Here is a 16,474-nt window from a genome sequence, read left to right as displayed (position 1 = left end):
TCAAATTTCTCTTTTGAACGCAATTTACTTTTATCATTTTTTTGTGCTTCGTTAAATCGTCATGCTTCCAAATCCACGATCGACTCGAATCAGTGCACCTGTGACAAAGCTTGATGCTTTGTCAGAGGGAAGCCAAACGCCCCTTGAAGCTCTTCCGCTTCCCAAAAACGCTCCATCGGTGTATGTCTCATAATAGATTCATTCTATCTTGATCTAAGATTTTCCGATTTTGCTCAGCCGGGAAGAAACCAGGGATAATGGCATTTACACGAATTCCATTTGGTGCTAATTCACGGGCTAGAAACTGTGTTACACTGTTAAGCCCAGCCTTTGGGACAGAGTACGTGAACACTCTTGAAAGAGTTGATGATACAGAGGAAATATTAACAATACTTCCTTTCCTTTCCTTTTCAATCATTTTCTTATAAAACTTTTCAGGAAACATTCAGCTATTCCTCATGTCTGTTTCAGTTCGCTGGTGCATGATAAGTACATAAATTCACAAGGGCCTAGTTTGCGAAAGCTAAAAGATTTAAGGAGGAATGGAATATGAGTCAACCCATTCAATATTCAATTGTGATACCCGTATACAACGAAGAAGAAGTGATTCACGAAGCCTATCGTCGTTTATCGGAGGTTATGCGTTCAACAGGAGAAGCTTATGAACTTCTTTTCGTGAACGATGGAAGCAGAGATCGTACGGCTGACATTCTAATCGATTACTGCGAAAGAGATTCTTCCGTTAAGTTATTGGATTTTTCTCGGAACTTTGGTCATCAAATTGCCATCACTGCAGGAATGGACCATTCACGAGGAAAGGCAGTTATCGTGATAGATGCTGACCTGCAGGATCCGCCTGAACTAATTTTAGAAATGATTGAAAAATGGAAGCAAGGATACGATGTGGTTTATGCCCAACGAACGAAACGTAAAGGAGAAACGTTTTTTAAAAAGCAGACAGCCAAGATGTTTTACCGATTTTTACATTCGATGACGGATATTGAAATCCCGCTTGATACAGGAGATTTTCGTTTATTGGATCGTAAAGTCTGCGATCAAATGAATAACCTGCAAGAAAAAAATCGGTTTGTACGCGGGATGGTGAGCTGGGTTGGTTTTAAACAAACCGCGGTGGAGTATGAACGGGATGAGCGTTTAGCCGGCGAGTCCAAATACCCTCTTAAAAAAATGCTGAAATTATCGGTGGATGGGATTACATCGTTTTCCTATAAACCTTTAAAATTTGCGGGCATTGCCGGAACAGCCTTATCGGTTAGCGGATTTTTCTATTTGTTAATCGTCCTTTACTTAAAATTGTTTACAACTGCCACCATCACTGGCTGGTCATCACTTATAGTAATTCAGTTACTTTTTAGTGGATTTATTTTAATCATTCTCGGTATTATGGGCGAATATATGGGACGAATTTATGATGAATCAAAACAGCGTCCTCTCTATATTGTTCGTGATATTTATCAGAAAAAATCTGAAAAGAAAATGATGTTTTGATGATAAAGAAATGGCTGTCACTCATCAAATTTGTATTTATGAAGTTAAAGGAAAGTAGGTAAAGTCTATGAAAATAAAAAAAGCAGTTATTCCAGTTGGTGGTTTAGGCACACGATTTTTGCCAGCAACAAAGGCACAGCCGAAAGAAATGCTGCCAATTGTTGATAAACCAGCCATCCAGTATATCGTTGAGGAAGCCGTGGAATCCGGTATTGAAAGCATTATTTTTATTACTGGAAGGAATAAGAAATCGCTAGAAGATCATTTTGATAAATCGTTTGAGTTAGAACAAATGTTAGAAGAAAAACAAAAATGGAATCTATTAAAAGAAATCCAGAACATTTCATCCATGGCTAACATTCATTATATTCGACAAAAAGAGCCCAAAGGACTTGGCCATGCCGTTTTATGTGCAGAACAGTTTATTGGAAATGAGCCGTTTGCCGTGTTACTTGGCGACGATATTATGATTTCTGAGAAACCGGCATTAAAACAAATGATCGATGCGTATCATCATACGAATCAATCGGTTATCGGTGTGAACGCAGTAGCCCTTGAGAATGTCTATAAATACGGGATTATCGACCCCGGCAGGAAATTTGGACAGGTTCATTCCGTAAAGGATTTAGTGGAAAAACCCACTATTGAAAATACCCCGTCGAATATAGCAGTTATGGGACGCTATATTCTGAATCCGTCAATCTTCTCGTATTTAAAAGCGATTGAACGCGGTGTCGGAAATGAATGGCAATTAACAGATGCACTTCGTCTCCAATGTCAACAGGAAAAACTATTTGCCTTAGAACTGGAAGGAAAACGATATGATATTGGGGATAAAGCTGGATATTTACACGCAATGATTGAAGTCGCATTAAATCATGATGACTTACATCACAAGCTACTTCCATATCTTGAAAGAATTGTAGAAAAAGAGCGGATTGAAAACCGGCGAAATACAAGATCTAGCTCAAAATCTATTATCTAAAAAATTGAATTATGGCGAGATCCAGCTCCTAGATGAAAGGATGAGTGAAAGATGGAAAATACAAATAGATTACCTCAAGAAGATACATTAGAAACAAGACAAAGTAAATTACGAGCGCGGCCTGGGAGTCCCCCCTGGGAAAGACCAGCACTCGTAGTTTTATTGGTATTGACAGCAGTCGCGTATATATGGGGCCTCGGACAATCAGGCTGGGCCAATTCATTTTACAGTGCTGCTGTTCAGGCGGGTACGAAAAGCTGGAAGGCGTTCTTCTTTGGTTCAATTGATGCATCCAATTTTATTACAGTAGATAAGCCCCCTGCTTCCTTGTGGATCATGGAGCTATCAGCTCGAATTTTTGGCTTCAATTCCTGGAGTATGTTAGTTCCAGAAGCACTTATGGGTGTATCTTCTGTATGGGTCCTTTACATTACCATTCGCCGCTGGTTTAGTGCAAATGCAGCACTCCTTGCAGGTGCCGTACTTGCCCTAACCCCGGTGGCCACACTTATGTTCCGTTTTAATAATCCTGATGCACTATTAGTTTTACTCCTTACGGCAAGCGCCTATGCCTTTACCCGAGCACTTGAGGAAGGTAAAACGAAATGGCTCGTGTGGGCCTCTGTCTACATTGGCTTTGGCTTTTTGACTAAAATGATGGCCGCTTTCCTTATTATTCCGGTTTTTGTAGTCGTCTATCTGATGTTTGCTCCAGTATCGGTACGTCGACGTCTGGTACAATTGGTAATTAGTGCGGGTACGGTTGTCGTATCGGCAGGCTGGTGGGTTGCAATTGTTGCGCTAGTACCAGCTGCAAATCGTCCATATATCGGAAGTTCTCAGAGTAATAGCATTCTCGATCTAATCTTAGGTTACAATGGTTTAGGCCGACTTACAGGAAATGAATCAGGAACGAGCAGCCAAAGCGGTTCCACGGGAGCAACTGGTGGCGGCATGGGCGGAAATTTCAGTGGCAGCACCGGCGTGCAGCGTTTATTTAACTCTGAAATGGGAGGCCAGATTTCTTGGCTGATCCCCGCAGCACTCATTCTATTAATCGTCGCAATTTGGCTAGTACGCCGTAACTGGAAAATGGATCGCGTCATTCCGGCAATGTTTTTATGGGCGGGTACGTTCTTCATTACTGGTATTGTGTTCAGCTTTAGTCAAGGAACGATTCACCCGTATTACACTGTTGCACTTGCTCCAGCAATCGGTGCCATGATTGGGATTGGTGTTGAAGTTCTCTGGAGTCGACGTGAACAATTAGCTGCCCGAGTAGGGTTAGCAGCAGCGGTTGCTTTGACAGCAGTTTGGTCTTTTGTCTTACTTAATCGCACATCCACATGGCACCCATGGCTGAAAATGGCCATCTTAATTATTGGTGGTGTTGCAGCCATTACGATCGTAATTGGACCAAGACTTGGACAAAGAATAATGATGTTTGCCGCAGCAGCTGGACTGGCTGCCAGCTTGGCTGGGCCATTAGCTTACACGATTAAGACCATTGCGACAGCACATACCGGTTCGATGCCATCTGCAGGCCCAACAACAAGTGGAGCTGGGTTCCCTGGTAGTGGCAAAGGTTTCCCAGGTAATTTTGAAGATGGGCAAATGCCACCTGGAATGAATTCAACCACCCCATCTACAACTACTGATAATACTGGAAGTGCCCCGTCCTCAGGAACTTCGGGTAATTCTGGAAGTGCTAATTCCAACAGTACGATGCCTGCGAACTTTAAACAAGGAGGTTCTGGAGGTACTGAAAAAGAAGACACAGCAAGCAAGCAAATCGTATCCATGTTACAAAAGAATGCTTCGAAATACACCTGGGTTGCAGCAACAATCGGTTCACAGACTTCGGCTACTTACCAACTAGCATCAGATGAACCAGTTATGGACATCGGCGGCTTTACGGGAAGTGATCCAACACCTACACTTTCGCAGTTTAAACAATACGTAAGTGAAGGAAAAATCCATTATTTTATTAGTGGTGGTGGAATGGACCATGGCGGTAAGTTTAATCAGATGGATGGCACCACTTCTAATAGTACTACCAATGGAAGCACGAATGGAGAAACAACTGCAAGTGCTGCCGGAAGTAATAGGCAAAATGGTCCAATGGGCGGAAGCTCGAACTCAGAAATCACCAATTGGGTTCAGAACACTTTTAAGTCAACCACAGTGGATGGAGTCACAATCTACGACTTGACTCAAATGAAATAAAAAATGAGGGAAACCTATGTAATTAAGGTTTCCCTCATTTTTTATAATTTCCTCCTAAACTTGTACTTTATTCTTCGATTTGTTTTATAATTCTAGCAGGACTTCCACCTATGACCACATTATTCGGTACATTTTTAGTTACGACCGCACCTGATGCTACGACGACATTATTTCCAATAGTAACTCCAGGATTTATAACTGCTCTCCCGCCAATCCAAACATTATCACCAATATTTACTGGTTTTCCGTATTCTGCGCCTGATATTCTTTCCTTAGTACTTACTGGGTGAGTCGCTGTATAAATATGAACTCCTGGTGCAATCAAGCAGTTTTCACCAATTCGAATTTCACAAACATCCAAGAAAACACAATCAAAATTAGCATAGAAATTTTCACCGACGTGAATGTTATAGCCGTAATCACAACGGAACGCCGGTTCTATATAAAAATTCTCTCCAGTGGAACCAAGTAGTTCTCTTAACAAATCCGTTCTTTGGTTTTTATCTGTTTCAAGACTATCATTAAATAATCTCGTTAACCTTCTAGCATTCTTTCTTTCGCTATGTAATTCAGCGTCAGCAGCATTATAAAGTTCCCCATTTAACATTTTTTGTTTTTCGGTTTTCATTATGTAATTCTCCTTATTGTCAGATACATTTACAGCTATATGCTTTTTCCGGTAATCATAAGTTCAAGACCAAGACTTTGTAATCCAAATAGATAGTCTTCTTTCCAATCACTCATAATAAGTTCTGGAAGATGTTCTGCCGGAATGTATGTTGAGCTTCGTTTTTCAATTTGCTCGATGATAAATGGATTGACCTCATCATCGCAAAAAATAATCGTATGAGGATTAATGATCGCTGTAAATGAAGCGACTAACCTGCTAATGGCATCAATCTCAAATTCCTCGCAAATGATTGTTTTTTGGGTCCTGTTTTCATTTTTGAGTGCCTGCCCAAAATTTCGGTCATCATACTGTGGAACGAATGAAACCTCTCCTGAAAAATTCGTACTGCCTCTCACGATAGCTCCATTTACCATAATTCCAGCACCTGGACCATTTTGACCTGAATATAAATAGACAATCGATTTATTTTTCTTATTTCCTTTAGTATCTTGATAGCCAAGTACTGCCGCATTCATATCGTTCTCTATAACAACCGGCATGGAGAATCGATTTTCCAAGTATCCCTTCAAATCAAAGTTTTGAAGATGTTCATAGCCTGGTATATAAATAATTCGTCCATTATCAACAGATCCTGGTACACCAATGGCTATAGAATTGATTTTTGGGAATTGCCTTTTTATTTTTTCAACAAACTCGGTTAATGATGTTAAATGATCATTTATTAATGTACTTGATGTTTTTCCCGCATTCTTGACCTCTCCTAAACAGTTAAAAACAATATAATTTGTCTCTGTTCTCTCTAAAAAGATGGCCAATCCTAACATATACTCGGGATTGTAGGTATATCTTTTAGCCCTTCTACCACCACTCGAATCATCAAGACCGACTGAAAGAAGTTCGCCGGCCTTTTCCATCTGTGTTAAGAATTTACTAATTGTAGGGAAACTAATTCCTAATTTATCGCTGAGTTCAACTTTTGTTGCACTTCCAAGTTCCAATAAAGATTTCCGAATACTACGAAGGATTTCCTTCCCCATTGATTTCGGAGTAGCATTCACAAGGATCACCACCTAATAAATAGACTTATTAAACACCTTTAATAAGTGCCGTATAAAAAAACTTATTAAACATCTTTAATAAGTAATATTGAAAATATATCATAGAAAATTAACGAAAACAATAGGACCAGTTCGAAAATAATTAGTTTACTTTTCTTTTAAAAGGGTATCGAAAGAGTGGGTAATACATTTATCTACTCTTTCTTTTTAATGTACATACTTTCGTAAGGAGGATGACTATGGAAAATAAGAAGGCTGTTCAATTAAAAAACTTTTCTATCAATAATGAAGAAACCGCCCCTTTGACTACCAACCAGGGGCTAAAAGTCTCCGAAGATGAGTTTTCTTTAAAGACCGGATTAAGAGGACCGACATTAATGGAAGATTTTCATTTTCGAGAAAAGATGACCCATTTTGACCATGAACGGATTCCTGAACGGGTCGTTCATGCTCGTGGCGTAGGTGCTCATGGAATCTTCCAACTATATGAATCTTTGGTTGAATATACAAAAGCTGACTTTCTCACTGACACATCCAAAACGACACCGGTTTTTGTTCGCTTCTCAACCGTACAAGGCTCGAGAGGGTCAAGCGATACGGTTCGTGATGTCCGAGGATTTGCGACCAAATTTTATACGGATGAAGGCAACTTTGATTTAGTCGGTAATAATATGCCCGTTTTCTTTATCCAGGATGCGATTAAGTTCCCTGACTTTGTACATGCGCTTAAACCTGAACCACATACGGAAATTCCTCAAGGTGCGAGCGCTCATGATACGTTTTGGGATTTCATTGGCCAAAATCACGAATCTGCCCATATGGTTATGTGGGTAATGAGTGACCGTGCGATTCCACGCAGCCTACGAATGATGGAGGGCTTTGGTGTCCACACGTTCCGACTAATCAATGCAGATGGTGAAGCACACTTTGTAAAATTCCACTGGAAGCCTAATCTTGGTGTTCATTCACTCGTTTGGGATGAAGCACAGCGGATTGCTGGTAAAAATCCTGACTTCCACCGACAAGATTTGTATGAAGCCATTGAGAAAGGGGATTTTCCGGAATGGGAGCTTGGCCTGCAAGTCATTCCAGAAAAAGATGAATTCAAATTTGATTTTGACATTTTAGATCCGACCAAATTATGGCCTGAAGAAGAAGTGCCCGTAAAGATTGTTGGCAAAATGACCTTGAACCGTAATGTTGACAACTTTTTTGCAGAAACAGAACAGGTCGCTTTTCATCCCGGTCATGTCGTTCCAGGCATCGATTTTTCCAACGACCCGCTCTTACAAGGACGTTTATTTTCCTATACAGATACACAGCTTTCCCGCTTAGGAGGTCCGAACTTTCATCAAATCCCTATAAATCAACCGGTCTGTCCATTCCATAACAATCAACGGGATGGAATGCATCAAATGGCAATTCATAAAGGGCAAACAAGTTATCATCGAAACGGTTTAAATGCCAATCAACCTGAACCTGCTCCAGTTGAACTAGGAGGCTACGAATCATACCAGGAAAAAATTGAAGGACGCAAAATTAGAGGGCGAAGTGATAGTTTTCTAGATTTCTATTCTCAAGCGAAGTTATTCTACAACAGTCTTACACCAATTGAACAACAGCACCTGAAAGATGCTTTGAGCTTCGAGCTGGGAAAATGTAAATCAGCTATGGTTAAAAATAACGTGGTGGCACTTTTAAATCGTATCGATCGGCAAGTGGCGGAAGAAGTGTCGGACCATATTGGTGCTGTACTTCCAGAGGAAAATCTTGAAGTAAAATCAGATAAAAAGTCTTCTGCTCTTAGTATGGCAAACACAGTTAGCCAAACGGATACTAAATGTGTAGCTATCTTGTTAAACGGTGAAGTGGAAGATGCGGTATTAACTGACTGGATTAAAACGCTGGCACAATTTAATATCAATTATAGTATTGTTGCCGAAAAGATATATACAATCAATCATTTCCTAAAAGTAACAGATACATTTGATACGGCGGATTCAAGTCTTTTTGATGCAGCACTATTTATTAGTACTAGTTCCAAAGTTGAACCGCCTATATTAGAATTTATTGAAACTTCCTATAAACACTTCAAACCTTTAGCACTGGCAGTTAAAGATAACAAAGCGCTTGAACGTTGTCGTGTGCGGTTAGATGCTCCTGGTGTTTATAATTTATCAAGATCTGACTTTCCTCCATTTATTGAAGGTATCACTCAGGGACGTTTCTGGGAACGTCCGTTATAAAGCCAAAAGCCCTGAACATTCAAATTGTTCAGGACTTTTTAATGTTCTAGGCAACACACTTGCTCACACACCTTCAGATAACAGGTAAATCCTTTATAAATCTCCCTTTACTCATTTTTTCCAGATACACCTAAAAAAATCATGATCCAAAGGGGGGACATAAGCGTGATTCCTCGTATAAATCCAATTATAAAATTGAACATCATATTCTCCTCCTAAGAGTTGAAGACCAGGAATGATCCTCTGCCGATTTTTACTTCCCTTCATTATGTAAATACCCCTTTTTGAAAAACATAATCATCTGCGTTTGAAGCTGGATTTTCAAACTATCTCACAAAAAAAACAGCTACCCAATAAGGTAGCTATATACGATCCTTTTAATACTAATTCAAAAATACTGGTAGATTTGGTTTAACTCGAAGTTCCGTTCCAATCTAATCTAGTACAAAATAGTTATGTATAGGTTAACTGAAATAACTATTTAATGTTTGCTGTAAGGTTGCTTTTGTTTCTGTAAAACTAGTAAGGTCAATTCCTAAATGAACCATCTTCCGAACAAGTTCTGGACGTAAGCCGGTTATAACTGTTTTAGCCCCCATCAAGGTGATACCAATCAACACCTTTTGAAAGCGGGATATGTTGACTTCGTCCATGTCTGATATTCCTGACAAGTCGATAATTAATGTTAGAATCCTTAACTTTGCAATGTCTGTTAACACTTTTTCTTCGATAATATCCATACGATAAGAATCGAATGTACCAATCAATGGTAATACGGCTACCTCTTGGCTAACTGGTATGATAGGTACCGAAAGATGTTCGACTAATTTCCTTTGGGAAAGGATTAATTCATCTTTATACTGTGAATAGCTAATGAAAAAGGAATTTAGAAACTCATCAATCCCATCATTAACTTTTTTCTCTAATTCAAAGAAATCGTCTACAAATTTAACATTCTCATTTATAGAATCATAAAGTTTGATAAAATACCATAAAGCACGTCTTATAGCATGCACCCATTCTAATTTGAAGGCAAGAGTTAATGAATATTTTGCCCAAGCAATCCCTTCTTCTTTAGCAAAAGTAATGAGTTCATTGCTTCTACTTTCCACCACATAAAGAACTAGCTTCTGTGCATTTTTCAATAAATCAATATTTCCCTCTTTTAAAATACCCTCAATATTAGAGGCAACATTGACAGCTTCAGATAATAGTTTCTTCTGAAACTCTTCCTTATGATTATTTATATATTCCGATATATTTTTAGTATCATAGTATGTTTCCACAGTGTATTCCTCCTTAGGTACGTCTCTATTACGTTTCACAAAGGTATCTCCATGTTTATACCCATTATTTGAATATTTGAAACATATTTTTGTTAGGCTTTGTTAAACATGGATGTTGATTTCCGCTCCAGGCGCTCAGCAAACCCGCGGGCGTGCCGGGGAGCCTCCTCGGCGCTTTTGCGGAGGGCACTGAAAAAGTGCTTTTCTGTTTAATTATGAAATTTCCGAAAAACCTAATCCCAAAATTTCACCGTTTTCCAATATCAAAGTGGGGGAATTCGTCTATTTTACCACTAATTATAAACTGGAAGTGGGGATGGGATTTTCAGGAATTAGTTTCGCATTAAATTTCACAGACTTTTTCAGTGGCCTCGATGAAAGCGCCTGTGGGGTCTCCCCTGCCCCGTACTTCCGCAGGAGTCGAGCGCCCTCGCTTCAATCAACATTGTTCCAAAATCAACAATATCCTTTAACACAGCCTTTTGTTAAAATAGTTGACCTACAATATAAGTCATGTCGTCTTTTCCTGTTTTCGTAATGACCTTTAAATAGTTAGAGATTTCTTCAATCGAACTGGAGGAACTTGCTAAAGACTTAATACCGGGATTGGCAAGACCATCCGTATGAATAATAAATTTTGACCCCTTTTCATAGGTAAATGTTTCGCAACGATATTTTTGGGGCTTCCCAGATAAATAGCCTTGGACAGGGAGTGGATAAATAATCCGACCAGAGGGGCATGAAAGAATAAACTGTATGTTCCCCACTGCGCTATAGGTAAAGGTCATTGGTAAAAAATGTACCTTTAAAATAGATAACGTTGCTCCCCTTTTATTCTTAAGGACCTGATTACAACAATCGATTAAGAGCTTTACCTCTTGATCATGGTTTTTTTCCACCACCTCACGAATCGCATTCGACGAATAATAGGCATGCTCCCCACTCCCTAAACCATCGGCCACAGCGCAAATAAAGTAATCGTCGGTTACTTTCATAAAAAAGCTATCCCCGTTTATTACATTACCATCCTTAGGAATTTGATAGGCAATTGCTTCTATATAATCATTCAACTCAAGTTCAAGCATTTTTTTACCATGCATCATACCAGTGCCTTTCATAGATTATATGGTTACTTTTCTATTAATCTAAATATTTAACGATTAGTACGGCTTTAAATTCTTTTTAAAATAATTAGCGTAAAATCATCCCTAATCTCAAAATTCTGTAACCTCTCGATCTGACGATAAATGTTTTCCACCATATCTTGTGCGGATAAATGCATAAAGGTTTGAATTAAGTCGGTAATGACTGATCGCTCAATAAAACCATTTTTCATCCTAGATTCAGTTACACCGTCAGATAGCAAAACGATTATATCCCCGGGGTAAACCTTTTTTTCAAATTGCTCATAAGTAATATTCGGTTCTACCCCTAACACCATGCCTCTTGTTATAAGGTCTTCAAAGGATTGAGAAGACGCATGATAATAGAAACCTTGTTCATGCCCTGCTGCAGCATATGTAAATGTATGCGTAATGAAATCATATATACCGTAAAACATGGTAATAAACATACTGGAATCGACATTACTTTCGACAACTTTATTTAAATTTGATAACACTTCATTCGGTTCATTTTTCGAATTTAGTAAACTATCCATTGCATACTTAATCATAGACATACAAAGTGCGGCAGGAATTCCTTTGCCAATTACATCTGCAATGGCAATACTAATGCTTTTTTCATCTTCAACAAAGCGATAAAAATCTCCGTTTATTTTCTTTGCCGGAATACTTATGGCGCCAATATCTACTTCCGCAATCTTCGGGATTGGCGTTTCTAATAGGGTTTCCTGGATGCTTGCTGCAATTTCAATTTCCGATTTAAGTTCAAACTGCTTGTCCCTCAAGCTTTGATATTCTTGGTATGCTAACCCATAATTCATCATAAATTCAATAAGGAAATCAAACGATGCTAAAATATCCTCACTAATATCTGGAAATAGATCCTTTAAAGCTTTACAATGAATACTAATAATTTCTTCAGGGGATACTTGCTGTTTTATGGATTTCCTACTAAACATTTGTCCTTGATACAGTGCTGCTTCGGAAGATTCTTTTAAATATCTGCGAAGTATCTCCCGATAACTAGATTCTAAAATAGGTTTAAAATCCATTTACTAACCAAACCTCCAATCTCGTAGCCATTTTACAACCTGAACCGTTGTCCCTTCCCCTAGTGTTGAGGTCAGATCGAATTCATCCATTAAACGTTTCACTCCTGGCAGACCTGCCCCTAAACCATCGGATGTGGAAAATCCATCCTCCATCGCTCTTCTAATATCCTGAATTCCGGGACCATGATCAAAAGCAATTATTTGTAGACCTCTCTTTCCTAATGAATTGACTGGCTCAAAATGAATCTCTCCTTTGCCGGCATATAAATAAATATTACGTGCCAGCTCAGAAATGGCCGTGGTGATTCTTGTCTGGTCTACGGTTCCAAATCCTAGCTCTTTAGCAATCTCTCTTCCTAGTTGCCTAGCTGCAACGATATCCCATTCTGAATATATTTTTACGGAGGATTCGTTTTTCATACTTTAATCCCCCAACTCTCTTTGTAATATTTCTAACCCCTTTTCTAAGTCTAATGCTGTATGGACATCTTGGAGGTGAATCCCGAGTTCAACTAACGTAATTGCTACAGCTGGTTGAATGCCAGTTAAAACAACTTTTACACCCATCAATTTGGACATACTTATCACATCACCTAGAACCTTAGCAATAAAAGAATCAATCATATCAACAGATGTTAAATCAATTACAACACCGCTAGCACCTGTTTCATATATTCTCTGAAGTAATGCCTCTTGAAATTGTAATGCTGTTTGATCATCAAGCTCCCACTGAATGGAAACAAACAGATGATTATATAATTTTAAAATTGGTATTCTTGTATTCATTCTTTTCCTCCATTTATACCGTCTTTCAATTCTTTATCATTATCGTATCACTACATGCCCCCTGAAATTAACATGACTTTCGCCCTATATTTCATTAACCATTTAATTGGTAATTATTGATTGAAGGCTATTCTTATCACAACAGATATGATTAAAAAATGTATTCAAAAAAAAGGACTATCATTAAGATAGTCAAAATTATTAGCAAAGTAAGGATATGGGGGAAAGTAGCTAATTATTATTTACCCTTATTTTAAGAAGGTAAACAAAAAAATACTGAAAAAGCCGATTTTTCCTTCCCAAAAGGAAAATCGGCTTTTTTTAAACTAGTTTTACTTACTTAGATTACTTTTTCCTCCAAAATGTAATTCTTCTTCCTTTTTTCTAGAAAATAAAGTTGTAAGGTTATCTGGAAGGGCAATCATCGCCGGCAAGAAGGCAGGAAGCAATACATAGCAAAGCAAGACGAGTCCTGTAATAACAGCTACTGCCAATTCAGTTAAAAGCACGAGTCCAGAAGGCATAAGAGTAGCAAAGGTGCCTCCAAGGATAATGACTGCTGATATAATAACACCGCCTGTATGCCTTGAAGCCAACACAATTGCCTTTTTCGGTGACAAATTCGGATATTCCTTAAAACGCATCATCAGAAAAATACTATAGTCTACTCCAAGGGCTACAATAATGATAAAGGAGAAGAATGGAACAAAGGAAGAAATACCTTCAAGCCCCTCTAGATTAATGAAAATATAATTGATGATGAACATCGCTGCATAATAGGCACCTATTAGGGATGCCGTTATGAAAACAGGTGTCCAGAAAGACCTTATCACAAAGAACAGGACTAGCAAAACTCCAATAATGACGATCGTTGTTGTTTTATTTAGATCGCGACTTAATATATTATTCGTATCATTGGTTGTGGCACTTGGTCCTGATGTACCAAACTTCGCATCCGAAAGCTCAGTGCCCTTTAGTCCACTGGAAACTGTTGCATTTATTTTATTTATCGTACTTAAAGATTCCTTTGAATAGGGGTCATCTTTTAAAACAATCATTACCTTTGTAATTTTTCTATTATCTGACATGAACGTGTCTAATGATTTTTTATAGTTCTGGTCAGTTAATGCTTCCTTTGGAATGAAGAAAGTCTTAGTTCCTTTATATTGTGTTAAGAAACCGTTTGTTTGACCAAGCCCATCCGATATTTGCTTTAACCCGCCGTTAACTTCCGATAGTTTTTCTCCAAACACACTGAAGCCCTTGAGACCGTACGCCAGCTGCTGCTGACCAGATTTCATTTGACCAAGCCCATCGGTTACTTGGTTCATATTCGTTACGATTGTACCTATTCCAGAAGAGGCTTTACTGAGTCCTGCTTCAAGTTTCTTCAAACCTTCTGACATTTGAGCTAATCCGTTGCTAATGCTTGAAAGATTTTTATTTGCTACAGAAAAACCAGCTGTTACTTCATTATAATGAGTATTTAATGCTTGTATTCCTTCGGGTGTAATTTGACTTAAAGACGCTGATAACCCATTTATTGTTTGTTCTAATGCTTGATAATTAGGGTCATTATTTGAATTCGAGTAACTGCTGCCTAAAGCTGTGACCATGGATTGCATTTGAGAGATTGCACTTTTAACACCAAGGAGAACATTAGCAGCATCTTGGTAGTGGGTACCCATCTCTTGATAACCTGCCTGCATTTTCCCATAATTATCAGCTAATACGGATACGCCGCTGCTCATCTTCGTGAGATTCGTTTGGATCGTTGCAATTCCCTTAGTTATTGTTTGGGAATTACTTGCCCTACCATCAATACCTGCTTGGATTTGCTTTAATCCATTCGTTAAGGCGGTCATACCATCTTGAAGCTTAGACGTACCGTCCACCATTTGGTTGACTTGAGAAAAGTCTGTGGATGCAAGCTTTTCCCTGGCCTGCTTTAATCCATCATTGATTTGATCAACACCACTTTGAGTTTTTGAAATACCATTCGTAACGGAGCCCATTTGGCTATCGACGTAAAAACTATTAATTTGTGTCCCTTGAGGCTGTGTAACCGAAGAAACCTGCTTAACTCCCTTAACATCTTTTAGTCTCTCCGTTAAGTTATCGATGATTGCAAGTGATTCATTATTATTTAAGGCTTTACTATTTTCGATGACAACCGTTGCAGGCATGGCTTGACCTTTACCAAAATGCTCCGCAATCAGATTAAAGCCTTTAGTAGAAGGATATTTATTTCCAAGTTCCCCAATTGTATCAAAATTAAGCTTTTCCTGATGTAAATACACCATTGGAGCAATAATTAACAGAATGACAATCACCGTTAAAAGAGGACGTTTTGTTGCAAAGGCGGATGATTTCCCCCAAAACTTATTTTCCTTATGCCCCCCTGCATTCTTCGAAGGCCAGAAAAGTTTTTTTCCTAAAACTTTCATCATAAAAGGTGTTAAAGTCAAAATTTCAAATAGTAGAATCGTTACACCAATGGCAACAACCACACCTGATTTGTAAATCGGTGATTCAGCAAAAACAAGTGCAAGGAAGGCAATAAATACAATGAGTATACTATAGGCAATCGTCTTACCCGCTGTTTTATAGGTGTTGACGATCGCTTCATCTATTGAATGTCCATGGGATAGTTCTTCCTTAAATCTATTAAAAAGGAGGATGTTGTAATCCGTACCAATCCCAAAAAGGATCAGGACCAATAGCATTTGGGTAAGACTTGTAATGGGAAATCCCGCTTTATCAATTAATTGAGCAGCAATACCCATGGAAACCAGATAAGAAAAGGCTACCGTTATTAAGGAAACCAAAGGTGTTACTACTGATCTAAATGCGATAATCAGGACAACTAGAATAAAGATAACCGTCAATGCGGCACTTTTTTCTACTCCTGTTAAAGACGCCTTCAGGTAATCGTTATTTATAAAGTCTTCCCCACTCAAGTAGTATTGGACAGGTACTAACTTGAGCTTGCTATCAAACTCTTTTTTTAGATCATCTACTTCCCTACCTTTTTTATCAAGCTTAAAGCTGACCATAAGCGTCGTACCATCTTTAGATATTAACGAGCTTTTTGCCTCGGGCATACTAAAAGGATCAATCATATTTGTAATACCTAGCTCATTGCTGCTATCACTAATAGATTTAACCGCAGCCCCTATTTGTTTCATTTCAGCATTTGAAATTTTATTTTTATCATAAAAAACGATGAGGTTGTTTATACCTTTTGTAGTATCCATCTTTTTCAAGATATTGTCTGCTATGACTGAAGAGCTGTTATTACTGGTTCCTTGCTGTCCTTTTTCTCGCAGTATAGCATTGATGTCTGGTTGAATGGCTGTAAGCACTATCGTTGCAACTAACCAAATGGCAAAAATAGCCCAACGTCCTTTTATGATTGTTTTCACCTTGCAGCTCCCTTCCATTGTTGTTTTTTAATGTTTAATTTCCATGTTGGGTGTCTCTCGGAAAGTATAAAACATCAAAAATCCTTTTTCACAATAGTCACTATAGCAAGGTGGAAGAACGGGTTCAAAGAGCAAAAAAGAACTAG

General features: G+C 38.5%; 12 protein-coding genes and 1 pseudogene. 4 read left to right on the top strand and 9 right to left on the bottom strand.

The genetic code is table 11. The annotated features are described in order from the left end of the window. Positions 1 to 51: 51 nt before the first annotated feature. Positions 52 to 430, bottom strand: a pseudogene (locus tag JOC76_RS08240) (SDR family oxidoreductase); the annotation flags it as partial. 119 nt (positions 431 to 549) lie between these two features. Here JOC76_RS08240 and JOC76_RS08235 point away from each other — a divergent pair. The 3 genes from JOC76_RS08235 (at position 550) to JOC76_RS08225 (ending at position 4,720) form a co-directional block, all read left to right on the top strand. Continuing rightward, on the top strand, positions 550 to 1,509 hold the full coding sequence (locus JOC76_RS08235) for a glycosyltransferase family 2 protein (RefSeq protein WP_205177118.1): 960 nt from the start codon (positions 550 to 552) through the stop codon (positions 1,507 to 1,509). Positions 1,510 to 1,576: 67 nt separating this feature from the next. Further along, positions 1,577 to 2,494, top strand: coding sequence for a UTP--glucose-1-phosphate uridylyltransferase GalU (galU, locus tag JOC76_RS08230; RefSeq protein WP_205177117.1), 918 nt, complete (start codon positions 1,577 to 1,579; stop codon positions 2,492 to 2,494). Between the two features lie 51 nt (positions 2,495 to 2,545). After that, positions 2,546 to 4,720, top strand: coding sequence for a glycosyltransferase family 39 protein (locus JOC76_RS08225; RefSeq protein WP_205177116.1), 2,175 nt, complete (start codon positions 2,546 to 2,548; stop codon positions 4,718 to 4,720). A 67-nt stretch (positions 4,721 to 4,787) separates the two neighbouring features. Here JOC76_RS08225 and JOC76_RS08220 read toward each other — a convergent pair whose 3' ends face one another. Both JOC76_RS08220 and JOC76_RS08215 read right to left on the bottom strand, forming a co-directional pair. Beyond that, positions 4,788 to 5,348 (bottom strand): maltose acetyltransferase domain-containing protein, encoded by a 561-nt coding sequence (locus JOC76_RS08220; RefSeq protein WP_205177115.1) that lies wholly within the window; start codon positions 5,346 to 5,348, stop codon positions 4,788 to 4,790. Between the two features lie 35 nt (positions 5,349 to 5,383). Further along, positions 5,384 to 6,388: an ROK family transcriptional regulator gene (locus JOC76_RS08215; protein ID WP_205177276.1), complete on the bottom strand. Its 1,005-nt coding sequence runs from the start codon at positions 6,386 to 6,388 to the stop codon at positions 5,384 to 5,386. A gap of 260 nt (positions 6,389 to 6,648) precedes the next feature. On the opposite strand from JOC76_RS08215, the gene JOC76_RS08210 reads away from it, so the two are divergent. Next, positions 6,649 to 8,655, top strand: a complete 2,007-nt coding sequence (locus tag JOC76_RS08210; RefSeq protein ID WP_205177114.1) for a catalase — start codon at positions 6,649 to 6,651, stop codon at positions 8,653 to 8,655. 464 nt (positions 8,656 to 9,119) lie between these two features. Here JOC76_RS08210 and JOC76_RS08205 read toward each other — a convergent pair whose 3' ends face one another. From JOC76_RS08205 to JOC76_RS08180, 6 genes are all read right to left on the bottom strand, one after another. Further along, positions 9,120 to 9,941, bottom strand: a complete 822-nt coding sequence (locus JOC76_RS08205) for an STAS domain-containing protein (RefSeq protein WP_205177113.1) — start codon at positions 9,939 to 9,941, stop codon at positions 9,120 to 9,122. Positions 9,942 to 10,426: 485 nt separating this feature from the next. Then, positions 10,427 to 11,026: a PP2C family serine/threonine-protein phosphatase gene (locus JOC76_RS08200; protein WP_205177275.1), complete on the bottom strand. Its 600-nt coding sequence runs from the start codon at positions 11,024 to 11,026 to the stop codon at positions 10,427 to 10,429. Positions 11,027 to 11,112: 86 nt separating this feature from the next. After that, positions 11,113 to 12,117 carry a PP2C family protein-serine/threonine phosphatase gene (locus tag JOC76_RS08195; protein ID WP_205177112.1) on the bottom strand — a complete coding sequence of 335 codons (1,005 nt, stop codon included), beginning with the start codon at positions 12,115 to 12,117 and terminating at the stop codon, positions 11,113 to 11,115. Between the two features lie 3 nt (positions 12,118 to 12,120). Then, the gene (locus JOC76_RS08190; protein WP_205177111.1) at positions 12,121 to 12,537 is read right to left on the bottom strand and encodes an anti-sigma regulatory factor; all 417 of its coding nucleotides are present in this window, start codon (positions 12,535 to 12,537) and stop codon (positions 12,121 to 12,123) included. Positions 12,538 to 12,540: 3 nt separating this feature from the next. Then, a complete protein-coding gene (locus JOC76_RS08185; protein WP_205177110.1) occupies positions 12,541 to 12,903 on the bottom strand; it encodes an STAS domain-containing protein in 363 nt (120 codons plus the stop codon). Positions 12,904 to 13,235: 332 nt separating this feature from the next. Next, positions 13,236 to 16,328 (bottom strand): MMPL family transporter, encoded by a 3,093-nt coding sequence (locus tag JOC76_RS08180; RefSeq protein WP_205177109.1) that lies wholly within the window; start codon positions 16,326 to 16,328, stop codon positions 13,236 to 13,238. Positions 16,329 to 16,474 lie beyond the last annotated feature (146 nt).

The organism is Neobacillus cucumis (assembly GCF_016908975.1).
GTDB classification, from domain to species: Bacteria; Bacillota; Bacilli; order Bacillales; family Cytobacillaceae; genus Neobacillus; species Neobacillus cucumis.
This window is presented reverse-complemented; position numbering and strand designations above follow the sequence as displayed.

Excerpts from the sequence above, each read along its gene's own strand:
- JOC76_RS08235 (WP_205177118.1), top strand. The coding sequence starts at position 550 with ATGAGTCAACCCATTCAATATTCAATTGTGATACCCGTATACAACGAA.
- galU (WP_205177117.1), top strand. The coding sequence starts at position 1,577 with ATGAAAATAAAAAAAGCAGTTATTCCAGTTGGTGGTTTAGGCACACGA.
- JOC76_RS08225 (WP_205177116.1), top strand. The coding sequence starts at position 2,546 with ATGGAAAATACAAATAGATTACCTCAAGAAGATACATTAGAAACAAGA.
- JOC76_RS08220 (WP_205177115.1), bottom strand. The coding sequence starts at position 5,348 with ATGAAAACCGAAAAACAAAAAATGTTAAATGGGGAACTTTATAATGCT.
- JOC76_RS08215 (WP_205177276.1), bottom strand. The coding sequence starts at position 6,388 with ATGGGGAAGGAAATCCTTCGTAGTATTCGGAAATCTTTATTGGAACTT.
- JOC76_RS08210 (WP_205177114.1), top strand. The coding sequence starts at position 6,649 with ATGGAAAATAAGAAGGCTGTTCAATTAAAAAACTTTTCTATCAATAAT.
- JOC76_RS08200 (WP_205177275.1), bottom strand. The coding sequence starts at position 11,026 with ATGCTTGAACTTGAGTTGAATGATTATATAGAAGCAATTGCCTATCAA.
- JOC76_RS08195 (WP_205177112.1), bottom strand. The coding sequence starts at position 12,117 with ATGGATTTTAAACCTATTTTAGAATCTAGTTATCGGGAGATACTTCGC.
- JOC76_RS08190 (WP_205177111.1), bottom strand. The coding sequence starts at position 12,537 with ATGAAAAACGAATCCTCCGTAAAAATATATTCAGAATGGGATATCGTT.
- JOC76_RS08185 (WP_205177110.1), bottom strand. The coding sequence starts at position 12,903 with ATGAATACAAGAATACCAATTTTAAAATTATATAATCATCTGTTTGTT.